Here is a 17857-nt window from a genome sequence, read left to right as displayed (position 1 = left end):
CGCTCTCGCCCCTTTCGGCGCTTCCGGCGGCCTCCGCTCAGGTCCGCTCGAGCTCGCCGCCGGAACAGCCCGCCTCAGGAGGTCAGCGAGGCCGAGCGCTCTCCGGGCTGACCGATGGCAACCCGCTCTCCTCCCGGCCGCTGCGTCGCGACGAACACCCCGAGCCCGACCACGAGCGTGGCGGCGACCCCGAGCACCGGGAAGTACTCCATCCACGTCGCCTCGGCGCCGTCGGGTCGCGGCCAGGCGATGTTCGCGATGAGCGCGACCCCCCAGGCCACGGCCGCGGCGTTCAGCGCGAGACCGGCGCGGCCTAGGGAGAACACCCCGGCTGGCGCCCCGGCGAGGCCCGACCACCCGCGCAGCCGGCGGAGGAGCATCCCCGCCGTCACGACCAGGTACGAGAGGTTCACGAGCAGCACGGCCGTCTCCGTGATGAGCACGAACAGCTGCGCCTCGCCGTAGTTCACGACGAGCATGCCGCTCGCGAGCGCGCCGACAACGATCGCCGGGGCGACGGGCGTCTTCGTGCGCGGCGACACGCGCGACAGCGCCGGCGCGCACGGCAGCGCGCCGTCCCGCGCCATCGAGAAGGCCAGGCGCGAGGCGCCGGTCTGGATCGCCAGCGTGCAGACGCACACGGCCAGCGCCACGTCGACGAGGAAGACCTTGCCCAGCGCCGGGCCGAGCGCGCCGACGACCACGTAGGCCAGGCCCTCCGTGGCCAGGCGGCCGTCGGTCAGGCTCGGCGCGGCCATCAGCGCCGCGACGAGGAGCAGCGCGCCGCCCACCCCGGAGGCCACGACGGCCTTCAGGATCGCCCGCGGGACGATCCGCCGGGGGTTCTGGGTCTCCTCGGCCAGCGAGCCAGCCGAGTCGAAGCCGTACAGCACGTACGCCGGCATCAGCGCGGCCGCGAGCAGGCCCGCCACCCCCGTGCCCAGCGACGACGGCGGGCCGTAGATGGGCTCCAGCACCACGCCCGGGCCGCGCACCGCGCTCAGGAACAGCGCCACGAGCAGCAGCGCGACGCCGCCGAGCTCCGCCATCACGCCGACGTCGTTGACCCAGGCCATCACCTTGACCCCGGCCATGTTGATCGCCGTCGTCAGCACGATGAGCCCCGCGCCGAGCAGCACGGCGTTCGCGGCGCCGTCGCGCGACGTGAGCGACGGGTCGCCTCCAAGGAGCTGGAACCCGCTCCAAATGCTCGGCAAGATCGCTTGCAGCGCGATGGCCGCCGCGGCGACGCTCACGACGTCGCCGACGAGCTTCAGCCAGCCCGCGAGCCACCCCGGCGCGCCGCCCCAGACGCGGCGGCCCCACGGGTACACCGAGCCGGCGACCGGGTAGCGCGAGCCCATCTCGGCGAGGTTGAGCGCGACGGCGAGCTGGCCGAGGAAGACGACCGGCCACGTCCAGAAGAACCGGGTCCCGCCGAAGGCGTACCCGATCACGAAGAGCTGGAAGACCGTCGTGAGGATCGAGACGTACGAGAAGCCCGCGGCGAAGGCGGACAGGCTGCCCAGGTCCCGCCGGAGCTCCTGGCGGTAGCCGAGGCGGGCGAGGTCCTCGGCGTCGCCGCGGTCCTCCGCGACGGGCGCCGACGCCGGCGCGGCGGTCGAGATGGGGTCACGCATCGGCCGACACCCCCACGAGCGGCTGGCCCGCGCTGACCATCTGGCCCGGGCGGCAGCCGATCCAGCCGACCGCTCCGGCCACGTCGGCCACCACGGGGAACTCCATCTTCATCGCCTCGAGCACGGCCAGGCGCTGGCCCGCCTCGACGCGCTGCCCTTCGGCCACGTCGACCTTCCACACGCACGCGGTGAGCGGCGCCGTCACCGGCAGCACCCCGGCGGGGATGGCGTCGTCGGCGGCGGCCTGCGCGCCCTCGAGCCGGGCGCCCGCGCGGCGCACGCGGTCGAACTCGCCGTCCGCCTCCCAGCGGGCGCGCTCGGCGTCGAACGCCGCCCGCTGCCGCGCCTGCGCCGCGCGGATGGGCCCGGCGTTCTCGGCCAGGAAGCGGTGGTGCTCGCCCAGGTCGAACGTGGTCTCCTCGATGCGCACCTCGCCGCGCCCGGCCACCATGTCGGCGCGGAGCTCGAGCAGCTCCTCCGCCGACACGAGGTGGAAGCGGAGCTGGTCGAAGAAGCGCAGGAGCCAGGGCCGCTCGCGCGTCGTCTGCCGGAACGGCCGGTGGCGGCTCCAGACCGGCACCGTGCGGCCGAGGAACTGGTACCCGCCCGGCCCCTCCATGCCGTAGATGCACAGGTACGCGCCGCCGATGCCGACGGCGTTCTCGGGCGTCCACGTGCGCGCCGGGTTGTACTTGGTGGTGACCATCCGGTGGCGCGGATCGAGCGGCGTCGCGACCGGCGCGCCGAGGTACACGTCGCCGAGGCCGAGCACGAGGTAGCTCGCCGCGAGGAAGAGCTCCTGGACCGCCGCGATGTCGGGCAGCCCGTTGACCCGGCGGATGAACTCCAGGTTGCTCGGGCACCAGGGCGCGTCGTCGCGGACGGCGCGCATGTAGCGCTCGATCGCCTCGCGCGTCGCCGGGTCGTCCCAGCTGAGGGGCATGTGGACGACGCGGCTCGGGATCCGGACCTCGGCCTGGGCGGGCAGGTCGGCCTCGACCTCGCGGAGCAGGTCGAGGGCCTTGGCCACGGTGAGGCGCGCGCCGTCGACGTGCACCTGGAGGGAGCGGATGCCGGGCGTCAGGTCGACGACGCCGGGTAGGCGGAGCTCCTCGAGCCGCGCCATGAGCAGGTGCGCGCGCACGCGCAGGTCGATGTCGAGCACCGGCGGGCCGAACTCGACCAGCACGTAGCGATCGCCGCTCTGGCGGAAGACCACCGCGGGGCGGTCGTCGCGCGCCGGCACGCGCCCCAGCACGGGTTCGCCGCGCGGTCGCCGCGGCGCGGGCGCCACCGCAGCTTTCGCCGCGACCGTGGTTGGGCCGTTCGTGGCTCCGCCGCGCAGGGCCACGAGCGCCTCGCACCGCTGCGCCAGCGCATCGGCCTCGGCGGGCACGATCGACCGGAACCGCACCTTGTCCCCGGCGCTCAGCTGGCCGAGCTTCCACCGCTCGGCCGCAGCGACGGTGAGCGGGCACACGAACCCGCCCAGGCTCGGGCCGTCGGGGCCGAGGATGACAGGCATGTCGCCGGTGAGGTCGACAGCGCCGATGCCGTAGGCGTTGTCGTGGAGGTTCGACGGGTGCAGCCCGGCCTCGCCGCCGTCGGTGCGCGCCCATTTCGGCGCGGGCCCGACGAGGCGGACGCCGGTGCGGGCCGAGTGGTAGTGGACCTCCCACTCGGCCTCGTAGAGCTGCTCGATCCCGTCGCGCGTGAGGAAGTCCGGCGCGCCGTGCGGGCCGTCGAGCACGGCGAGCTCCCAGGATCTGCGGATCTCCGGCCGGGCCTCGGGCGGCAGCGCGCCGGGGTCGAGGGAGGGGTCGACCTCCTCGCCGAGGCGCAGCACGTCGCCGGGGCGGAGCGGCCTGCCGGCGTGGCCGCCGAAGCCGCCGAGGGTGAACGTGGCGCGGCTGCCGAGGTGCGCCGGCACGTCGAAGCCGCCGCGGACGAGCAGGTAGGCGCGCGCCCCCGGCCCCCGCACCGGCCCGCAGGCCACGGTGGCGCCCGGCGCGACCTCGACCGGCGTCCACGGCGCAACCTCGGTGCCGTTGACGAGCACGCGCATCGCGGCGCCCGCGGCGCAAACGACGGCGCGCCGGTGGAAGACCAGCGTGGGCCCGTGCACCTCGCACTCGAGCCCCGCGGCGCCACCCAGGTTGCCCACGACGCGGTTGCCGAGCCGGAACGACAGGTCGTCCATCGGCCCGCTCGGCGGGACGCCGACCGACCACAGGCCGAGGCGCCCGGGCCAGTCCTGCACGGTCACCGCGCCCGGCGAGGCGGTCACCTCGATCGTCGGCGGGCGGAACGGCAGCGACGCGAACGTGCCCGTGTGGTGCCGGACCCCGCGGAAATCGGGGTGATCGAGCGCGACCGCGACCCACTCGCGGTTGGTCTCGATCCCGCCGATCCGGGTCTCCTCGACGGCGGCGCGCAGCGCCGCGACGGCCGCGGCCCGGTCCGCGCCGTGCACGAGGAGCTTGGCGAGCAGCGGATCGTAGAGCGCGGAGACCTCGGTGCCGGTCTCGACCCATCCGTCGACGCGCACCCGCACGCCCCCGCCCTCGGGAGTGCGAACCTCGGTGAGCAGGCCCGCGCTCGGCAGGAAGTCCCGCGCCGGGTCCTCGGCGTAGAGGCGGGCCTCGATCGCGTGGCCGCGGAGCGCCGGGTCGCCGCCGGCGAAGAACGCGGTGTCGCCCGCGGCGATGCGCAGCATCCACTCCACGAGGTCGACGCCGGCGCAGAGCTCGGTCACGCCGTGCTCGACCTGGAGGCGCGTGTTGACCTCGAGGAAGTAGTGCTCGGCGCGGGCCGGATCGACGAGGAACTCGACCGTACCCACGTTGCGGTAGGCGACCTTCGCGGCGAGGGCGCGGGCCGACTCCGCGAGGGCGGAGCGCAGCCGCGGCGGCAGGTCGGGCGCGGGCGCCTCCTCGAGGACCTTCTGGTTGCGGCGCTGGACCGAGCAGTCGCGATCGCCGAGGACGAGCACGTTCCCGCGGCCATCGCCGGCGATCTGGACCTCGACGTGCCGGGGCGCGGCGAGGAAGCGCTCGAGGAACACCTCGCCCGAGCCGAAGTTCGAGCGGGCGAGGCGCTGGACCCGCTCGAACGCGGCCGGGAGCTCCGCCGGCCCGTCGCAGCGGGCCATGCCGATGCCGCCGCCCCCGGCGCTCGCCTTGAGCAGCACGGGGTAGCCGATGGCCGCGGCCTCGGCGGCGGCGTGGTCCGCGTCCCGGAGCACGCCGGTGCCCGGCAGGAGCGGCACGCCCGCCTCGACGGCGATCTCCCGCGCCCGGTGCTTGCTCCCGAAGGCCTCCATCTGGCCCGGCGTCGGGCCGATGAAGACGATGCCCGCGTCCTCGACGGCGCGCGCAAAGCCCTCGGATTCGCTGAGGAAACCGTAACCTGGGTGGATCGCGTCGGCGCCGGCGCGGCGGGCTGCGTCGAGCACGGCGTCGATGCGGAGGTAGCTCTCGGCGGGGGTCTGGCCGCCGAGGCGGACGGCGTGGTCGGCGAGCCGCACGTGGAGGGCGGCGCGGTCGGCGTCGGAGAACACGGCGACCGACGCGACGCCGAGGCGCTTGAGGGTGCGGAGGATCCGGCACGCGATCTCGCCGCGGTTGGCGACGAGGACGCGGCGGAAGGGCGGGGCCATGGCGCTCATGGCCGCACCACCACCGCGCGGATCGGGGTCGGGTTGAACGCGTTGCAGGGGTTGTTGATCTGCGGGCAGTTCGAGACGAGCAGCAGCAGGTCGAGCTCGGCCCGGAGATCGACGTGCTTGCCGGGCGCGGAGAGGCCGTCGACGATGCCGAGGGTGCCGTCGGCCTCGACGGGCACGTTCATGAACCAGTTGATGTTGCCGACGAGGTCGCGCTTCCCGAGGCCGTAGGGCGCGGCGGCGAGGAGGAAGTTCTCGACGCAGGCGTGCTGGTGCTTGGTGTGGTGGCCGTAGCGGACGGTGTTCGACTCGCACGAGCAGGCGCCGCCCGAGGTGTCGTGGCGGCCGCAGCTGTCGTCGGTGACGGTCATCATCACGCGGCCGCGGTTGGAGCGGAGCCGCGCGCCGGTGGTGAGGAAGATGTTGCGCTGGGCGACGATCGTGTCGGCGGCGCTGTAGCGCTCGGCGGTGTCGGCGAGGACGTAGGCGAGGAAGTCGACGGCCTGGTTGCCCTCGAGGTCGATGACGCGGAGGATCTCGCCGGCGCGGACGATCCTGGCCCACGGCGCGCGGGCCGGGACGATCTCGTCGGAGACGAGGGCGCCGGACAGGCCGGCGAGGGCGGGGTCGCGCAGGGCGGCGACCGGCTTCCCGGGGGTGGCGGCGGGGCTCATCGCGCGCCTCCTGCCCGGAGGCCGAGCGCGAGCTCCTCGGCGGTGTTCTCGAAGGCGCGGCGCGCCTCGGGGGTGGCGTTGCGCACGGGGTCGTCGTCGGCGGCGGGGCGGCCGCGCCACGCGGTCAGGCGGACCTTGCCGGCGCGGTAGGTCGGGCGCGGGTCGAGGCGGTGCGGCACGACGGCGACGCTGACGAGGACGTCCTGCTCGGCGCGGAGCAGCACGTGGGCGCCCGGCCGGGAGGAGTCGGGCAGGAAGGTGACGGCGCCGTCGGCCTCGATGCGGACGCCCTTGAAGAGGTTGATGGCCGTGGGCAGATCCCGCTCGGCGAGGCCGTGCTTGGCGAGGGCGAGGAGGAGCCGCTCGCGGCCGGCGCGGAGGGCGCCGCCGTGGGCGTCGCTGCCATGGCGGGACTCGATCTCGGCAGGGAGCGAGGTGCCGCAGAAGGTGTCGTGGCGGCCCGCGGTGTCCTCGAGGAGGGAGGCGAGGACACGCCCCATGTCCGAGAGGAGCAGGTAGCCGGGGCCGGGATAGGCCTGCCACTGGAGCTTCACGGTGTCGGGGAGGCAGAGCCGCTCGATGGGGCGATCCGCGCGGTGGAGCACGAGGGCGACGCAGGTGTCGCCCTCGAGGTCGACGAACCGGAGCCGGCTGCCGACGGGGAGCGTGCGCGCCGCGTAACCGCCGGCGCCGAGGGTCTCCTCCCAGAGGACGTCGCGCGCTTCGACGCCCGCCGGCGGATCGCCGATCGACGTGCTCGGCACGGTGGGTCGCGTCTCGACGACGCTGCCTTCCTGAGCGCGCGCGTGCTCGCGCGCGGCGTACGTTGTGGCCGTTTCAGACATTGCCCGCCTCACTTTCGATAGACAATCGAAACTACGGGCCGACTATCCGGGGCCAGGGTTTCCAGGCTGTTTCGCGAGGGTAAAATGCAGGGCGCGAGCGCTTTTTCCCGGAAGCGGTGAATTTTCTCGGTGACGGTGTGGGTGGTGGATTGGGTGATGAAGAGCGGATGGCGCAGGGGGGCGAGCGCGGAGCCGATTGACGCGCGGGAGGGCGAGGCGGCATGAGGGCGCGACGGCGATCGCGCGGCTGCGTGATGGCCACCTCGGACGATGACGATGAAGACAGAGATGGCTCCTCCTCCGAAGATCGACGGCAGGCACAGCGCCGAAGGAAGGCAGCCGGCGGAAGGGGGGCAGAACGCCGGAGGCCAGCAGAAGGCCGAGGGGAGCCCGCGCCGCATGGGCCGGCCGCGCAAGGCGCCGCAGCGGAGCGATCTCGCGCCGCGGGAGCAGATTCTGCAGGTGGCGGGCCGGCTGTTCGCCGAGCGGGGGGTGGCCGAGGTGTCGATGCTGGAGGTCGCGCAGGCGGCGGGGCTCCGGCAGTCGTCGCTGTATTACTGGTTCCGGCGCAAGGAGCTGATCGTCGCGGAGATCCTGCAGCAGGTGAACCGGCTGCCGCTGTCGTACGCGCGGAGCCTCGAGGCGACCGGCGAGACGGCGGACGTGCAGCTATGGCGCTTCGTGCGCTTCGACGTGCAGACGGTGTGCGGGTTTCCGCTGGAGATCACGGAGATCCACCGGTTCAGCGAGCGGGATCCGGCGGCGTTCGCGACGTACTGGGCCGAGCGGCGCGCGCTGACCGAGGCCGTGGCCGCGATGGTGGGGCGCGGGATGGGGGAGGGGAGGTTCCGCGAGGTGGACGCCTACCTGTGCGCGCTGACGGTGCTGGCGCAGGACGAGAGCGTGCAGAACTGGTGCCGTCCCGAGGGAGGAGGGCGCGTGCATCCGCTCGCGGCCAGCGATCCCGCGGCGCTGGGCTACGGGCCGGAGCAGATCGCGGAGCTCGTGGCGGATCAGACGGTGGGCGGGCTGCTGGTGCGGCCGTCGAGGCTGGCGGCGCTCCGGAGGAAGGCAAGGGGAGCCGACCGAGGTTGAGCAAGGGGAGCCGACCGAGGTTGAGGGGGAGCCGACCGAGGCGATCCGACCCAGATTGAGCAGGGGACCCGACCGAGGTTGAGGGAACCCAGGCGACCGACCCGGGTTGACCCAGCGGACCCGACCCAGGTTGAGCAGGCGGAGCAGGCGACCCGACCCGGGTTGACCCAGCTGATCCGACCCAGGTTGAGAGAGCGGCCCGGAGCGAGCCAACCCGGGTTGGCGACCCGACCCAGGTTGAGATTGCCCGACCCAGATTGCCCGACCCAGGTTGGGATCGCCGGATTGCCCACTCGACCCAGGTTGAGGCGACCCGACCCAGGTTGAGGCGACCGAGGCGACCCGACCCAGGTTGGGATCGCCGCCGCAGGTTGGGATCGCTGTGGCGCTCAGAGCGGGTTGAAAGGCGCAAGCCCAGGGAGGTCCTTCGGCTTGCGCCCTGCGGCGCCGACCGCCGGGACCTCCTTGATCTTCTCGCGAGCACGCCCCGTGCCGTCATCCACCACGGTCCATTCATTCCAGAAGTGGCCGTCGACGACGAACAGCTGCGGGTGATCGAACGGCGCCTCCTCGAACCGGACCCGCTCGTCCGTGAGCGTCGCCAGGAACGCCACGAGCGCCTTCTTCTCCTCTTCCGTCAGCCCGAGCGGCTGAATGTTCGGAGCGAGGTTCGTCCCGTTGGGCCCAAACCCGGTGGTGTCACCGCCCTCCCGTTCTCGCCGGCCACCGCCACGGTTGTAAAATTCGACGACTTGCCGCAGCGTCAGCGCGCCTCCGTTGTGAAAATAGGGGCCCGTCAGCTCGATGTTCCGGAGCGTCGGGACCTTGAAGGTGCCGTCGACCGCATCGCGCTCGCCCGACGCGATCGGCACCCCTGGTTCGACCTCGAACGACGCCGGGTTGATGCCGAATACGTCCGGGGCGCCCTCGCCCGCGGCGAGCAGCTTCCCTTGCCGCGCGAACGAGAACGGATGACCGAAGGGGTCGACCCCTCCGGCGCCGATGTCCTCCTCGGTCGGCCGAACGCCAATGTTGTAGTAACCCCTGTCGTACAGCGCGGCGCCGCCGTCCCCGACCGGCATTCGCGAGATCAAACCGCCCACCTGCTCCTCGCGCTGCAGGCGGGTGGCGGCGCTGGTGAACTCGGGGCCATGGTGGCAGTTGATGCACCTGCCCTTGCCCTGGAAGATCGCGAGCCCCGCGCGCTCCTCGTCGCTCAGGGCGGCGCTGTCCCCGTCGGCGAAGCGATCGAACCGGCTGTTGTCGGACACGAGCGTCGCCTCGTAGAGCTGGATGGCGAGGCCAAAGAAGAGCGAGAAGTTCGCTTCCACGAGCGACCGATCGCCGACGCGCTGATCCGACCGCCAGTACGCGTCCACGAAGGCCTCTTCGACGAGCTCTCCATAGGACGGAGCGAGCCCTTTTCCGCTCGAATCGCGGAGCTCGCCGAGGATGCTGTCCGTGGGGTCCACGATCTGGCCAGCGAGCGGCCTGCGCGGCAAGAGCTTCGCGGCGACGTCAGCGTACGTCCTCCCCTCACACGACATCTCGAAGGCGTTGATCGGCGGGCCCACGGCCTGAGACGCGAGGCTCGAGTTCTCCAGGTCGACCCTCTCGCGGACCAGGACGCCGTCGCGCACGGCGTGGACGGCGGCGTCCGGATCTCGCCTGCCGAACGGGTTCACTCCGTTGAAATGGTTGCTCGCGCGTCCGTCCCAGAAGTTGCGGAAGTTGAACACCGCGTTGATGACGGTGGGCGTCTGCCGCGGCTCGACGCGCCGCACGTTCACCCCTTGCACCTGGAAGACGTCCGGCAGCAGCGTGCAGTCGTCCTTCTCGCTCTCGGGCACGATGCCGTTGAATCGAGCGTGGAACACCCCCTGTGAAGAGATGACGTCGTCGGCATCCGCGGGGAAGTCGCGGCGAAAAGTCCAGTCGCTCGCCACGAGCGCGTAGTTCGGTCCGCCCTTCCCGTCCGACCGCGTGGCTTCGAACCGCGTGCGCCGCTCGGGATCCTGGTTGTTGATACCCGGGTTGATCTGGTTTCTCTTGCGGTGGTCGACGCCGGCGTGGAAGTGGCACGTCGCGCACGCCACGCCGTCGCTGCCGACCTGCATGTCCCAGAACAGCGCCTTTCCGAGGGCCACGGCCGTCTCCCTGCTCTTGACGTACCGGGACAGGTCGCGCGGCTCCGGGACGGCGACGCCTCGGAGCGAGCCGAGGGATGGCGGCGGAGTGGCTGGCGCGGGCGTCGCGCCGTCGTCCGGCGGATCCGCCGGCGGGTCACCGCTCCCGGGCGTGACCGGCGACGAGGACCCGCCGTCCCCGAGCGACGCAGGCCCGCCGCCACCGAGCGACGATGAGCCGCCGTCCCCGAGCGACGAAGCCCCGCCGTCCCCGAGCGACGAAGACGGTCCGGGCCTCCCGCATCCCGAGCACGGAGGCTCGCGTCCCTCGGGCCAGCATCCGGCGGTTGACGATAGACCCATCAGGACGACGAGGATCCACGCCCCGATCTCGCCCGTGCGCGGGTCTACAGAACGAGCTCTAACCATCACGAGGAAGCCTCCTTCGCTGCTGCGCGAGTGAATGACAGGCGGCGCGAGCCAGCGTCCTCGCGGGACTCCGCGGGTCGCCGGCATGGTCGTCCGTCCTGCGATGAGCGGATGTCGCGAGCGCCGACGCTCGACGGGGTTCCGCCCGGCATCGTTCGAGTCTCTTCAAGCCATCCGAACTTCAGAAAGACAGCGCGTGTCCAGGGCGCGCATCGACGCCTCGTCCTGTCTCGTCTCGGCCGGGCGTCTCCCCGTGTCGCGAGCGCATCGGCTCGCGCGGGGGATTCGAGGGAGAAGACGACCTCTGTCGAGGACCTGACGAAGTGGGATGAAGGGACAGGACATATCCCTTCCTCTTGCCGTCACCGCGCCGAGCAGGCGCGGCCGTGTGCGTCGCCGAAACCCTGACTCATCCACCGAGTTCGGGCAATGTCGTCGATGAGGAAGCGCGGGAGTGAGCCGATCGAGCGCGGATCGCTTGGTGAACGAGGCGAATGCGAGAGAGCTAGACTCTGGTCTTCGAGGAGGCCTCGAAGGAACGGAAAGCGCGCCGCGGGAGCTTCGCTGTCCGCGCCCGAGGCGACGTGGCGCCGCGCGACCGACCCGGGCGGAGCGCCCCCGTCCTCGACGGCGCCCCTCGGCGGGCTCCCCGCGTCAAGGCGCCTGGATCTTCTGCTTCACCCAGCGCCCCGACTCGGTCAGCTGGCCATCCGACCACGGGCCGCTGGCGCTCGCGCCGGGCCTGAGCGCGGCGCAGGACTCGGCCTTGTCGACGATCGACCAGTTGAGCCAGCTGATGCTGTTGCTGGCCATGAAGTCGAGCCACCGCTGCGCCTCGGCGAGATCCAGCGCGCCGTCCCCGCTGGAGGAGCAGGTGCCCCACTCGGTGACGAACAGCGCGAGGCCCGCGGACAGCGCGGTCCTCGCCTTGGCGCGCAGCCCGTCCTTGTGCGTCGAGGCATAGAAGTGGAGCGTGTAGGCGATGTTGTCGTAGCTCGTGATCGGGTTGTTGGCGGCGACGTCCACGTCCTGCGACCAGTTCGGCGACCCGACGATCACGAGGTTGTCCGAGCCGGCGCCGCGGATCTCCCGGATCACCTCCTCGGCATACGCCTTCACCTGCGCCCAGGTCTCGGAGTCGGGCTCGTTGAACACCTCGAAGATCACGGCGGGCTCATCGCCGTACTCCGTCGCCATCTCCCGGAAGAAGCGCTTCGCAGCCTCCTTGTTCCGGGGCTGGACCGCGTCGTGATCGTGCCAGTCGATGAGCACGTAGATGCCTCTGGCGATGGCGGCGTCGACGATCGCCTTGACCTTCCGCTTCTCCGCGTCCGGGTTGTTGACGTAGCCGAGCCCCGATGTGTTGGCGGTCATCGCGGCGCGGACGACGGTCGCATCCCAGTCGTTCACGAGCGTGTTGACGGCGGACGCGTTGTAGAACTTCTCTCCCTCCCAGACGCTCCAGAACATGCTCATGCCCTTGAGCTGGAGCTCTTCGCCGTGCTCGTCGACGACGCGGTTGCCCATCACCCTCAGGCGGCCGTGCCGCTCCACCGGCGTCCTCGCGAGGGGGCCCGTGCCGGTCGAGGTGGTCGAGCTCATGCCGCTCGAGGTGGTGGTCACGCTCGACGTCGAGGCATCGCCGCCACCCATGCCGCCGCCCGAGGACGCGGAGGTCGAGGTCACGCTCGACGTCGAGGCATCGCCGCCACCCATGCCGCCGCCCGAGGACGCGGAGGTCGAGGTCACGCTCGACGTCGAGGCATCGCCGCCACCCATGCCGCCGCCCGAGGACGCGGAGGTCGAGGTCACGCTCGATGTCGAGGCGCCGCCGCCTGAGGACGCCGACGTGGACGCCACGGTCGACACGTCGCCGCCGCTGCCCGAGGACGCCGCGGTCGACGTGTCGGCGCCGCCTGTGCCGCCGGCGCCGCTCGAGGACGCCGCCGTCGACGCGCCGTCGCCTCCTGCGCTGCCGCCGGCGCCGCCCGCGCCGCCGGCGCCGCTCGAGGACGCCGCGGTCGACGCGCCGTCGCCTCCTGCGCTGCTGCCGACGCCGCCCGTGCCGCCCCCCTCGTCTCCGCCGCCCGAGGACGCCGCTGTCGAGCCGCCGCCGCCCGACGATGCCGACGTGGACGCCACGGTCGACGCGCTGCCGCTGACCGAGGACGCCGACGTCGACGCATCGCCGCCGCCGGATGCCGAGTCTTCCGAAGAGCCCTCGCACCCGAGCAACACCATCGCCGGCAACGCAAGATGCAGAAAGGCGCGCGTCCACCTGGACCCGGTGAACAGCCCAGGGGTCAATTCATGGCTCATTGTATTCTCCAAGGAAGGCGTCTCGCACGATGCGCCCGCTCCGAGCGCGGGCATCAAGCGAGGATATCGACGAAGAAGGCGGCCCCCTGCATAGCAGGTCCGGCGCGACGGGTGAAGGCGAAAGTGGGAGAGTGATCGCGTCCTTGGCTCCTGGGCGCGCTATTCCTCGCGCTATTCCTCGCGCTATTCCTCGCGCTATTCCTCGCGCGATCGCGCGAGGAATAGCGCGCCCCTCGGCGCCTGATGGCGCGAGCGACCGACGGCCCTCGCCACGCGCGCCGGAGGATCTCGTCCCGCGCGCTCTCCAGCCCGCGCTCTCCAGCCCGCGCTCTCCGGGAGCGACCGACCCAGGTTGACCGGAGGCAGGCGCGGCGCGGTGTCCGCCGGGACCCGCGGCGGCCTGTCGCCGACGGCTGACCGCATCCCGGTAAGCAGCTCCAGCTCCCACCACGTCCCTCGAAGCTCGCCTCGCAGAGGCTCGACAGGAGGGTGGTTCTGTGTCTGAGCGGCGTCCGAGCATCGCGCTGCCGCGCCAGTTCCTCCGATGTCAGGCCTCGGTACCGAAGTACCGATCGCCGAAGTCGCCGATGCCTGGCATCATGTAGGCGTTCTCGTTCAGCCCCTCTTCGATGGATGAGGTGACGATCTTCACATCCGGGTAACGCTTGGTGACGGCGGCAATCCCTTCGAGGACCGCGATCAGGTTGACGAAGATGATGTTCGCCTCCGCGACGCCTCGGTCCAAGAGGACCTGGATGGCGGCGAGCGCCGTCCCTCCGGTGGCCAGCATCGGATCCAGCAGCAGGACGTGGCACCGCGCTATATCGCGGGGGAGAGACGAATAGTAAAGGCGCGGGAGCTTCGTCGTCTTGTCCCTCTGGATGAGGATCTTGCCGATGCGAACCGACCTGCAGACGGCGCGCAGCTCCGCCTCCATGCTCTCGCCTGCACGCGCGATGGAAACCCCGCAGAGCTGCGAGGCAAAGCGCCGGCCCTCGTACCTTCTGCCCACGGGCGTCTCTACCTCGCACGGCTCGAAGGGGAGAAGACCCAGGCCTGTTTCAATCAGCAGGCGGATGATCCTCCCCGAGTAAAAGACGAAATCCTCCCGGCGCGCGCCACGGTCGCGGATGATCGTGTGCAGCGCCCGCAGCTGATTCGTCTGAGGCAGCAGGTGTAGATTATCAATTTCGAGATGATTCCGGGTCTGCAACTTTCGCGCGGTTGACATGCTCGCGATCCTCCCAACGCTTGAATTCACTCCGTCGGCGGCTCTTCGAAAGACTCGGGCAGCTCCGGGGTCGTGGTGAAGCACGCGGCCGCGGCGCGGTAGATCGAGCGACCACCGGTCCTCTTCCACACCCGATGCAGCACGTACACCAACTTGGGGTTGTGCTCCTCTTCCTCTTCGATCGCTCGCGCGATGATCTGCCCCCAGCCCTCGCCCTCCAGCGGCTGCCCGGCGGAGTCGGTCGCGTCCTCGTACGTCACATGCAGCCTGGCCAGCGTGGACCTCTTCGGAAGGTCCGCGCGAGAGAAGAGGATGCAGAGCATACCTATCCAGAAGCACTTGACCACATACCTCCCCTGGTCCGCCGGAAGGCGGCGGGCGATCTGCTCCATCGCGTGCAGCGACGTGATGAGATGAAGGAGGACGAAGTCGCCAGGCTCGGCCAGGTACAGCAGGGTCACCACGTGAAAGAGCTGCTCCCAGCTCGTGGAGACGTCCTGGTCGTCGATCCAGGCCGGGGCTTCGTAGATCAGCGGGTGCCCTTCGGCAAGCAGCCTGGCGATCCGATACTGAAGCCCCGAGCGCGAGAGCTCGGGGTGTATCCCCAGAGCCGCGCCGGTTTCGGTGTCGGCGACCAGCGCCTCCACCCAGCGATGAAGCTCGTCGCGATCGTCGTCCCACGCCCCCGCGACGCGGAGCAACGAGTCGACCGCCCGCTCTCCCCTCGCGCCGCCGGCCGGAGCCGTGACCGCCCTCTCCGGATGGCACGAGACGTACGAGAACGCCATGTACGCCAGGCCTTCTATCGCCATCCGGCGGTGGTTCGCGTCGAGCGCCCACCCCAGGTGGATCGTGGCATGCGTGAAGGCGCCGACCCAGCCGGGCAGCAGCGCTGGTAAATAGCGTTTCAGCAGCCCGTCGATGCCCAGGAGCTCCTCTTGCTGGTCCAGGAACTCGCAATATGCAGAGAAGCTGGTTCGCTTCCCGAGGAGGCTATCCCAGTTGGACGCCGAGATGGCATGCTTCGACGCCCTGGGCGCTTCCAGGCCGTACCCATAGGGCGTCAGCCTCTCGTAATTGTCGTAGTATGCCTTGATCTTCGTCGGCGGCGCTCCGAGCCCGGCCAGCGCGACAACCGCGTGCTTTGCATGGTTCGTGAGGTGGCCGTTGAATTCGATGTGGTAGGTCCGGTCGTTCAGCAGCTCATTGATCAACTGCGAGTTTGTCATCACGATCTGTCCTGGTGACGAGGCGAACGCGCCACCCTGGTCATGTGAACGCCCAGGAGCACGAGGACGACGCCGAGGCATCGGGGCGCCGTGGGGGGCACGCCCTGGCTCTGGTAGTCTATCAACACAGCGGAGATCATCTGTCCGCTGATCACGAGAAGGACGGCGTTCATCGCGCCGAGCCTGGGAAATACGTAGCTGTTCACGGCCACGAAGAACGCCCCGAAGAGCCCGCCGAGGTAGGCCGTGAGCGGCGGCGCGACGGGGGCGCCGAACCCCCAGCCGCCCATGACGGAGAGGACCGCCGTCAGGAACAGGAACCCGAGGACGTGATTCCAGAGGGATGCCTTGAAGGGGCCGAGCCGCTCGCTGAGCTGCCCGTTCATCGCGCGGCTCATGCCGATGAGCACGCCGTTGAGGAGCGCGAGCAATATATAGAGGGCCATCGCTCAGCCTCGTCCAAAGATGATGAGCCCGCTGCCCACCAGAACGAGCAGCGCCACGAGGAAATCTGCGGCGACGATGCGCCTCTTCGGGGTGCGGAGCAGCCCGAAGTGATCCAGCACGATTCCGAAGAGCACCTGCCCAACGAGCATGAGGGCAATGGTGCCCGAGAGCGTGAGGCCGCTGTTCACCGTGATCGCCGCCAGCACCACGGTGAGCGCGCCCGGGATGCCACCCAGATAGAACCAGAGCGGCGCCTTCCCCCGCTCCTCCTCGTCTCCACCTCGGGGGCGAGACAGCCGCGAGTGGAGCACGACGAGGATGAACGCCGCTGCGGCCCCTAGCCCATGCGCCGCCCAGGACGCGAAGAGCGGCGTGGTGTGTCTCGCCAGGAGGCTGTTGGTGTTGATCATCAACGCGAGGAGGAGCCCCCCCCCGACCGCCAGCAACCAATCTGTGGAACGTCCGCTCATGGGCATCAGCACCGTTCAATTCGACGACAGCGCCGCTCGCAGGCACGTCAGCACGTCTTCGAACGTGTCGGCCATCCAGGTCGGGCCGGACGAGGTCAGCTCCTGCACGCCATGCACGCCGTAGGTCACCGCGACGGAGCGCATGCCGGCGGCCCTGGCCATGAGCACGTCGTGCGTCGTATCTCCCACCATCACCGCGCGCCCGGCCGGGACCCCCAATGCCTGCATGATCAGCCGCCCCATCTCGGGATCCGGCTTCGGCCGCGTCACCTGGTCGGCGCCGACGACAAGGTCGAACTGGCCACGGAGCCCGGCCGCCTCCAGCAGCGCAGCGGCGCTCGCCGAGAACTTGCTGGTCGCCACGGCCAGGGCCACTCCATCATCGCGCAGCGCCTGCAGGCCCTCCGCGACCCCAGGAAACAGCATCGAGCGCGCCTTCGGTAGGATGACCTCGCGGAACGAGACCTGGTACCAGCGGATGGCCTCGGCCACCCGCGCGTCATGCCGCGGGACGCCCATCAGCAGGCTGAACGCCTGCTCGAGCGGGAGCCCGATGGTCGCCCGCGTGGCGGAGGCATCCCGTGCCCGGAGGCCCATCGCCGCGAAGGCCGCCGAGAACGTCTCCACGATCGCGCGGGGGGAGTCGATGAGCGTTCCGTCCAGATCGAAGATGGCTGCGCGGCTCATCGTATCTTCCTTAAGGATGGAGACCATCATGAGCCTTTCCTCCGGCGGTATAGCGCGTGCGCGGCCGCGAGGCGACCGGCCACCTCCGCTGTGCTCACGAGGACTGCCATGTTTGCCTGGGCGGACCTCCCCTCGGTCGCCTCGTCGACGGCGCGCATGAGGTATTTGGTGAGCGCATTGCCGCGGATTCCGTCCCCTTCCGCGGCGGCCGTCGCCCTCGTCAATGCCGCGTCGACCTCTCGGCCGTCGATGGCGTCCTCCGCCCTGACGGGGCTGGTGATCAAGACGGAGCTCTGGTTGCCCAGGGCCCAGTGGCTCTCGACGGCGCGGGCGATCGCCTCCTCATCATCCAGCCTGTGAGGGCTGCGGATCCCGCTGGAAGCGCAGTAGAAGGCCGGGAAATCGTCGGACCTGTAGGCGATCAAGGGCACGCAGTGCGTCTCGAGGTACTCCATGGTCAAGGCCAGATCGAGAATGCTCTTCGCCCCTGCGCAAACGACCGCGACCTTCGATCGGGTGAGCTGGATCAGATCGGAGGAGATGTCCATCGTCCGCTCCGCGCCGCGGTGCACGCCTCCGATGCCCGCCGAAGCGAAGAACGGGATGCTCGCCAGCTCCGCCGCGACCAGCGAGGACGCGACGGTCGTGGCGCCCATCCCGCCCTTCGCCAGGATGACGGACATATCTCGGCTGCTGACCTTGGGGATGCTCGGCGTCGCGCCGAAGCGTTCCATGTCCGCCGCCGTCATGCCGATCATGAGCCGACCGCCGTCGATGCCGATCGTCGCCGGAACGGCGCCGGCGGCCCGGACGGCTTGCTCTACCCTCCTGGCGGTGGCGACGTTCTCCGGATAGCGCAAGCCGTGCGTGATAACGTTGGACTCCAGCGCCACCACCGGTGCGCCGTCCCGGATGGCGTCGGAGACCTCCTCGCTGAGCGAGAGCGGTACGTTGGTGTGTCGATTGGGGCTCATTGTGATCGCTACGCTCGCAGCAGAGAG

The 17857-nt window shown here is 70.9% G+C and carries 14 protein-coding genes; 2 read left to right on the top strand and 12 right to left on the bottom strand.

Features of this window, described 5'->3' with window-relative positions:
• Nucleotides 1–74 precede the first annotated feature (74 nt).
• From WMF11_RS27965 to WMF11_RS27950, 4 genes are read right to left on the bottom strand one after another with little or no spacing between them, the layout of a single operon-like run.
• On the bottom strand, nt 75–1640 hold the full coding sequence (locus WMF11_RS27965; protein WP_437972877.1) for an APC family permease: 1566 nt from the start codon (nt 1638–1640) through the stop codon (nt 75–77).
• Nucleotides 1633–5307 carry an urea carboxylase gene (gene uca, locus WMF11_RS27960; RefSeq protein ID WP_437972876.1) on the bottom strand — a complete coding sequence of 1225 codons (3675 nt, stop codon included), beginning with the start codon at nt 5305–5307 and terminating at the stop codon, nt 1633–1635. The genes WMF11_RS27965 and uca overlap by 8 nt, the downstream gene beginning before the upstream one ends.
• Nucleotides 5304–5978 (bottom strand): urea amidolyase associated protein UAAP2, encoded by a 675-nt coding sequence (locus tag WMF11_RS27955; protein ID WP_437322925.1) that lies wholly within the window; start codon nt 5976–5978, stop codon nt 5304–5306. Before WMF11_RS27955 ends, uca begins: the two co-directional genes overlap by 4 nt.
• Complete coding sequence (locus tag WMF11_RS27950; protein WP_437972875.1) at nt 5975–6823, bottom strand: urea amidolyase associated protein UAAP1; 849 nt, start codon at nt 6821–6823, stop codon at nt 5975–5977. Before WMF11_RS27950 ends, WMF11_RS27955 begins: the two co-directional genes overlap by 4 nt.
• A 270-nt stretch (nt 6824–7093) precedes the next feature.
• Between WMF11_RS27950 and WMF11_RS27945 the strand changes: the two genes are divergently transcribed.
• The gene (locus WMF11_RS27945; protein ID WP_437972874.1) at nt 7094–7918 is read left to right on the top strand and encodes a TetR/AcrR family transcriptional regulator; all 825 of its coding nucleotides are present in this window, start codon (nt 7094–7096) and stop codon (nt 7916–7918) included.
• A gap of 389 nt (nt 7919–8307) precedes the next feature.
• On the opposite strand, the gene WMF11_RS27940 is transcribed toward WMF11_RS27945, so the two are convergent.
• Entirely contained in the window at nt 8308–10065 is a 1758-nt protein-coding gene (locus WMF11_RS27940; protein ID WP_437902324.1) for a cytochrome-c peroxidase, read from the bottom strand.
• Between the two features lie 1062 nt (nt 10066–11127).
• Entirely contained in the window at nt 11128–12075 is a 948-nt protein-coding gene (locus WMF11_RS27935; protein WP_437972873.1) for a glycoside hydrolase family 5 protein, read from the bottom strand.
• On the opposite strand from WMF11_RS27935, the gene WMF11_RS27930 reads away from it, so the two are divergent.
• Entirely contained in the window at nt 12050–12886 is an 837-nt protein-coding gene (locus WMF11_RS27930; protein WP_437972872.1) for a hypothetical protein, read from the top strand. The two genes, WMF11_RS27935 and WMF11_RS27930, sit on opposite strands and share 26 nt — an antisense overlap.
• 453 nt (nt 12887–13339) lie before the next feature.
• On the opposite strand, the gene upp is transcribed toward WMF11_RS27930, so the two are convergent.
• From upp to WMF11_RS27900, 6 genes are read right to left on the bottom strand one after another with little or no spacing between them, the layout of a single operon-like run.
• A complete protein-coding gene (gene upp, locus WMF11_RS27925) occupies nt 13340–14023 on the bottom strand; it encodes a uracil phosphoribosyltransferase (RefSeq protein ID WP_437972871.1) in 684 nt (227 codons plus the stop codon).
• Nucleotides 14024–14049: 26 nt separating this feature from the next.
• Entirely contained in the window at nt 14050–15252 is a 1203-nt protein-coding gene (locus WMF11_RS27920) for a questin oxidase family protein (RefSeq protein WP_437972870.1), read from the bottom strand.
• The gene (locus WMF11_RS27915; protein WP_437739333.1) at nt 15252–15698 is read right to left on the bottom strand and encodes a DMT family transporter; all 447 of its coding nucleotides are present in this window, start codon (nt 15696–15698) and stop codon (nt 15252–15254) included. The genes WMF11_RS27920 and WMF11_RS27915 overlap by 1 nt, the downstream gene beginning before the upstream one ends.
• A gap of 3 nt (nt 15699–15701) precedes the next feature.
• Nucleotides 15702–16175: a DMT family transporter gene (locus WMF11_RS27910; RefSeq protein WP_437972869.1), complete on the bottom strand. Its 474-nt coding sequence runs from the start codon at nt 16173–16175 to the stop codon at nt 15702–15704.
• A gap of 9 nt (nt 16176–16184) precedes the next feature.
• Nucleotides 16185–16856: an HAD family hydrolase gene (locus WMF11_RS27905; protein WP_437902317.1), complete on the bottom strand. Its 672-nt coding sequence runs from the start codon at nt 16854–16856 to the stop codon at nt 16185–16187.
• Between the two features lie 26 nt (nt 16857–16882).
• Entirely contained in the window at nt 16883–17830 is a 948-nt protein-coding gene (locus WMF11_RS27900) for a pseudouridine-5'-phosphate glycosidase (protein WP_437902316.1), read from the bottom strand.
• Nucleotides 17831–17857 lie beyond the last annotated feature (27 nt).

The organism is Sorangium sp. So ce295, from assembly GCF_051527405.1.
GTDB lineage: Bacteria > Myxococcota_A > Polyangia > Polyangiales > Polyangiaceae > Sorangium > Sorangium cellulosum_B.
Note: the sequence above shows the minus strand (reverse complement) of the source record. Positions and strands in the feature narration are given on the sequence as shown.

Bases quoted from the DNA above. Each gene is read 5' to 3' on its own strand.
- WMF11_RS27965 (WP_437972877.1), bottom strand. From the start codon at position 1,640: ATGCGTGACCCCATCTCGACCGCCGCGCCGGCGTCGGCGCCCGTCGCG.
- uca (WP_437972876.1), bottom strand. From the start codon at position 5,307: ATGAGCGCCATGGCCCCGCCCTTCCGCCGCGTCCTCGTCGCCAACCGC.
- WMF11_RS27955 (WP_437322925.1), bottom strand. From the start codon at position 5,978: ATGAGCCCCGCCGCCACCCCCGGGAAGCCGGTCGCCGCCCTGCGCGAC.
- WMF11_RS27950 (WP_437972875.1), bottom strand. From the start codon at position 6,823: ATGTCTGAAACGGCCACAACGTACGCCGCGCGCGAGCACGCGCGCGCT.
- WMF11_RS27945 (WP_437972874.1), top strand. From the start codon at position 7,094: ATGACGATGAAGACAGAGATGGCTCCTCCTCCGAAGATCGACGGCAGG.
- WMF11_RS27935 (WP_437972873.1), bottom strand. From the start codon at position 12,075: ATGAGCTCGACCACCTCGACCGGCACGGGCCCCCTCGCGAGGACGCCG.
- upp (WP_437972871.1), bottom strand. From the start codon at position 14,023: ATGTCAACCGCGCGAAAGTTGCAGACCCGGAATCATCTCGAAATTGAT.
- WMF11_RS27920 (WP_437972870.1), bottom strand. From the start codon at position 15,252: ATGACAAACTCGCAGTTGATCAATGAGCTGCTGAACGACCGGACCTAC.
- WMF11_RS27915 (WP_437739333.1), bottom strand. From the start codon at position 15,698: ATGGCCCTCTATATATTGCTCGCGCTCCTCAACGGCGTGCTCATCGGC.
- WMF11_RS27910 (WP_437972869.1), bottom strand. From the start codon at position 16,175: ATGCCCATGAGCGGACGTTCCACAGATTGGTTGCTGGCGGTCGGGGGG.
- WMF11_RS27905 (WP_437902317.1), bottom strand. From the start codon at position 16,856: ATGAGCCGCGCAGCCATCTTCGATCTGGACGGAACGCTCATCGACTCC.
- WMF11_RS27900 (WP_437902316.1), bottom strand. From the start codon at position 17,830: ATGAGCCCCAATCGACACACCAACGTACCGCTCTCGCTCAGCGAGGAG.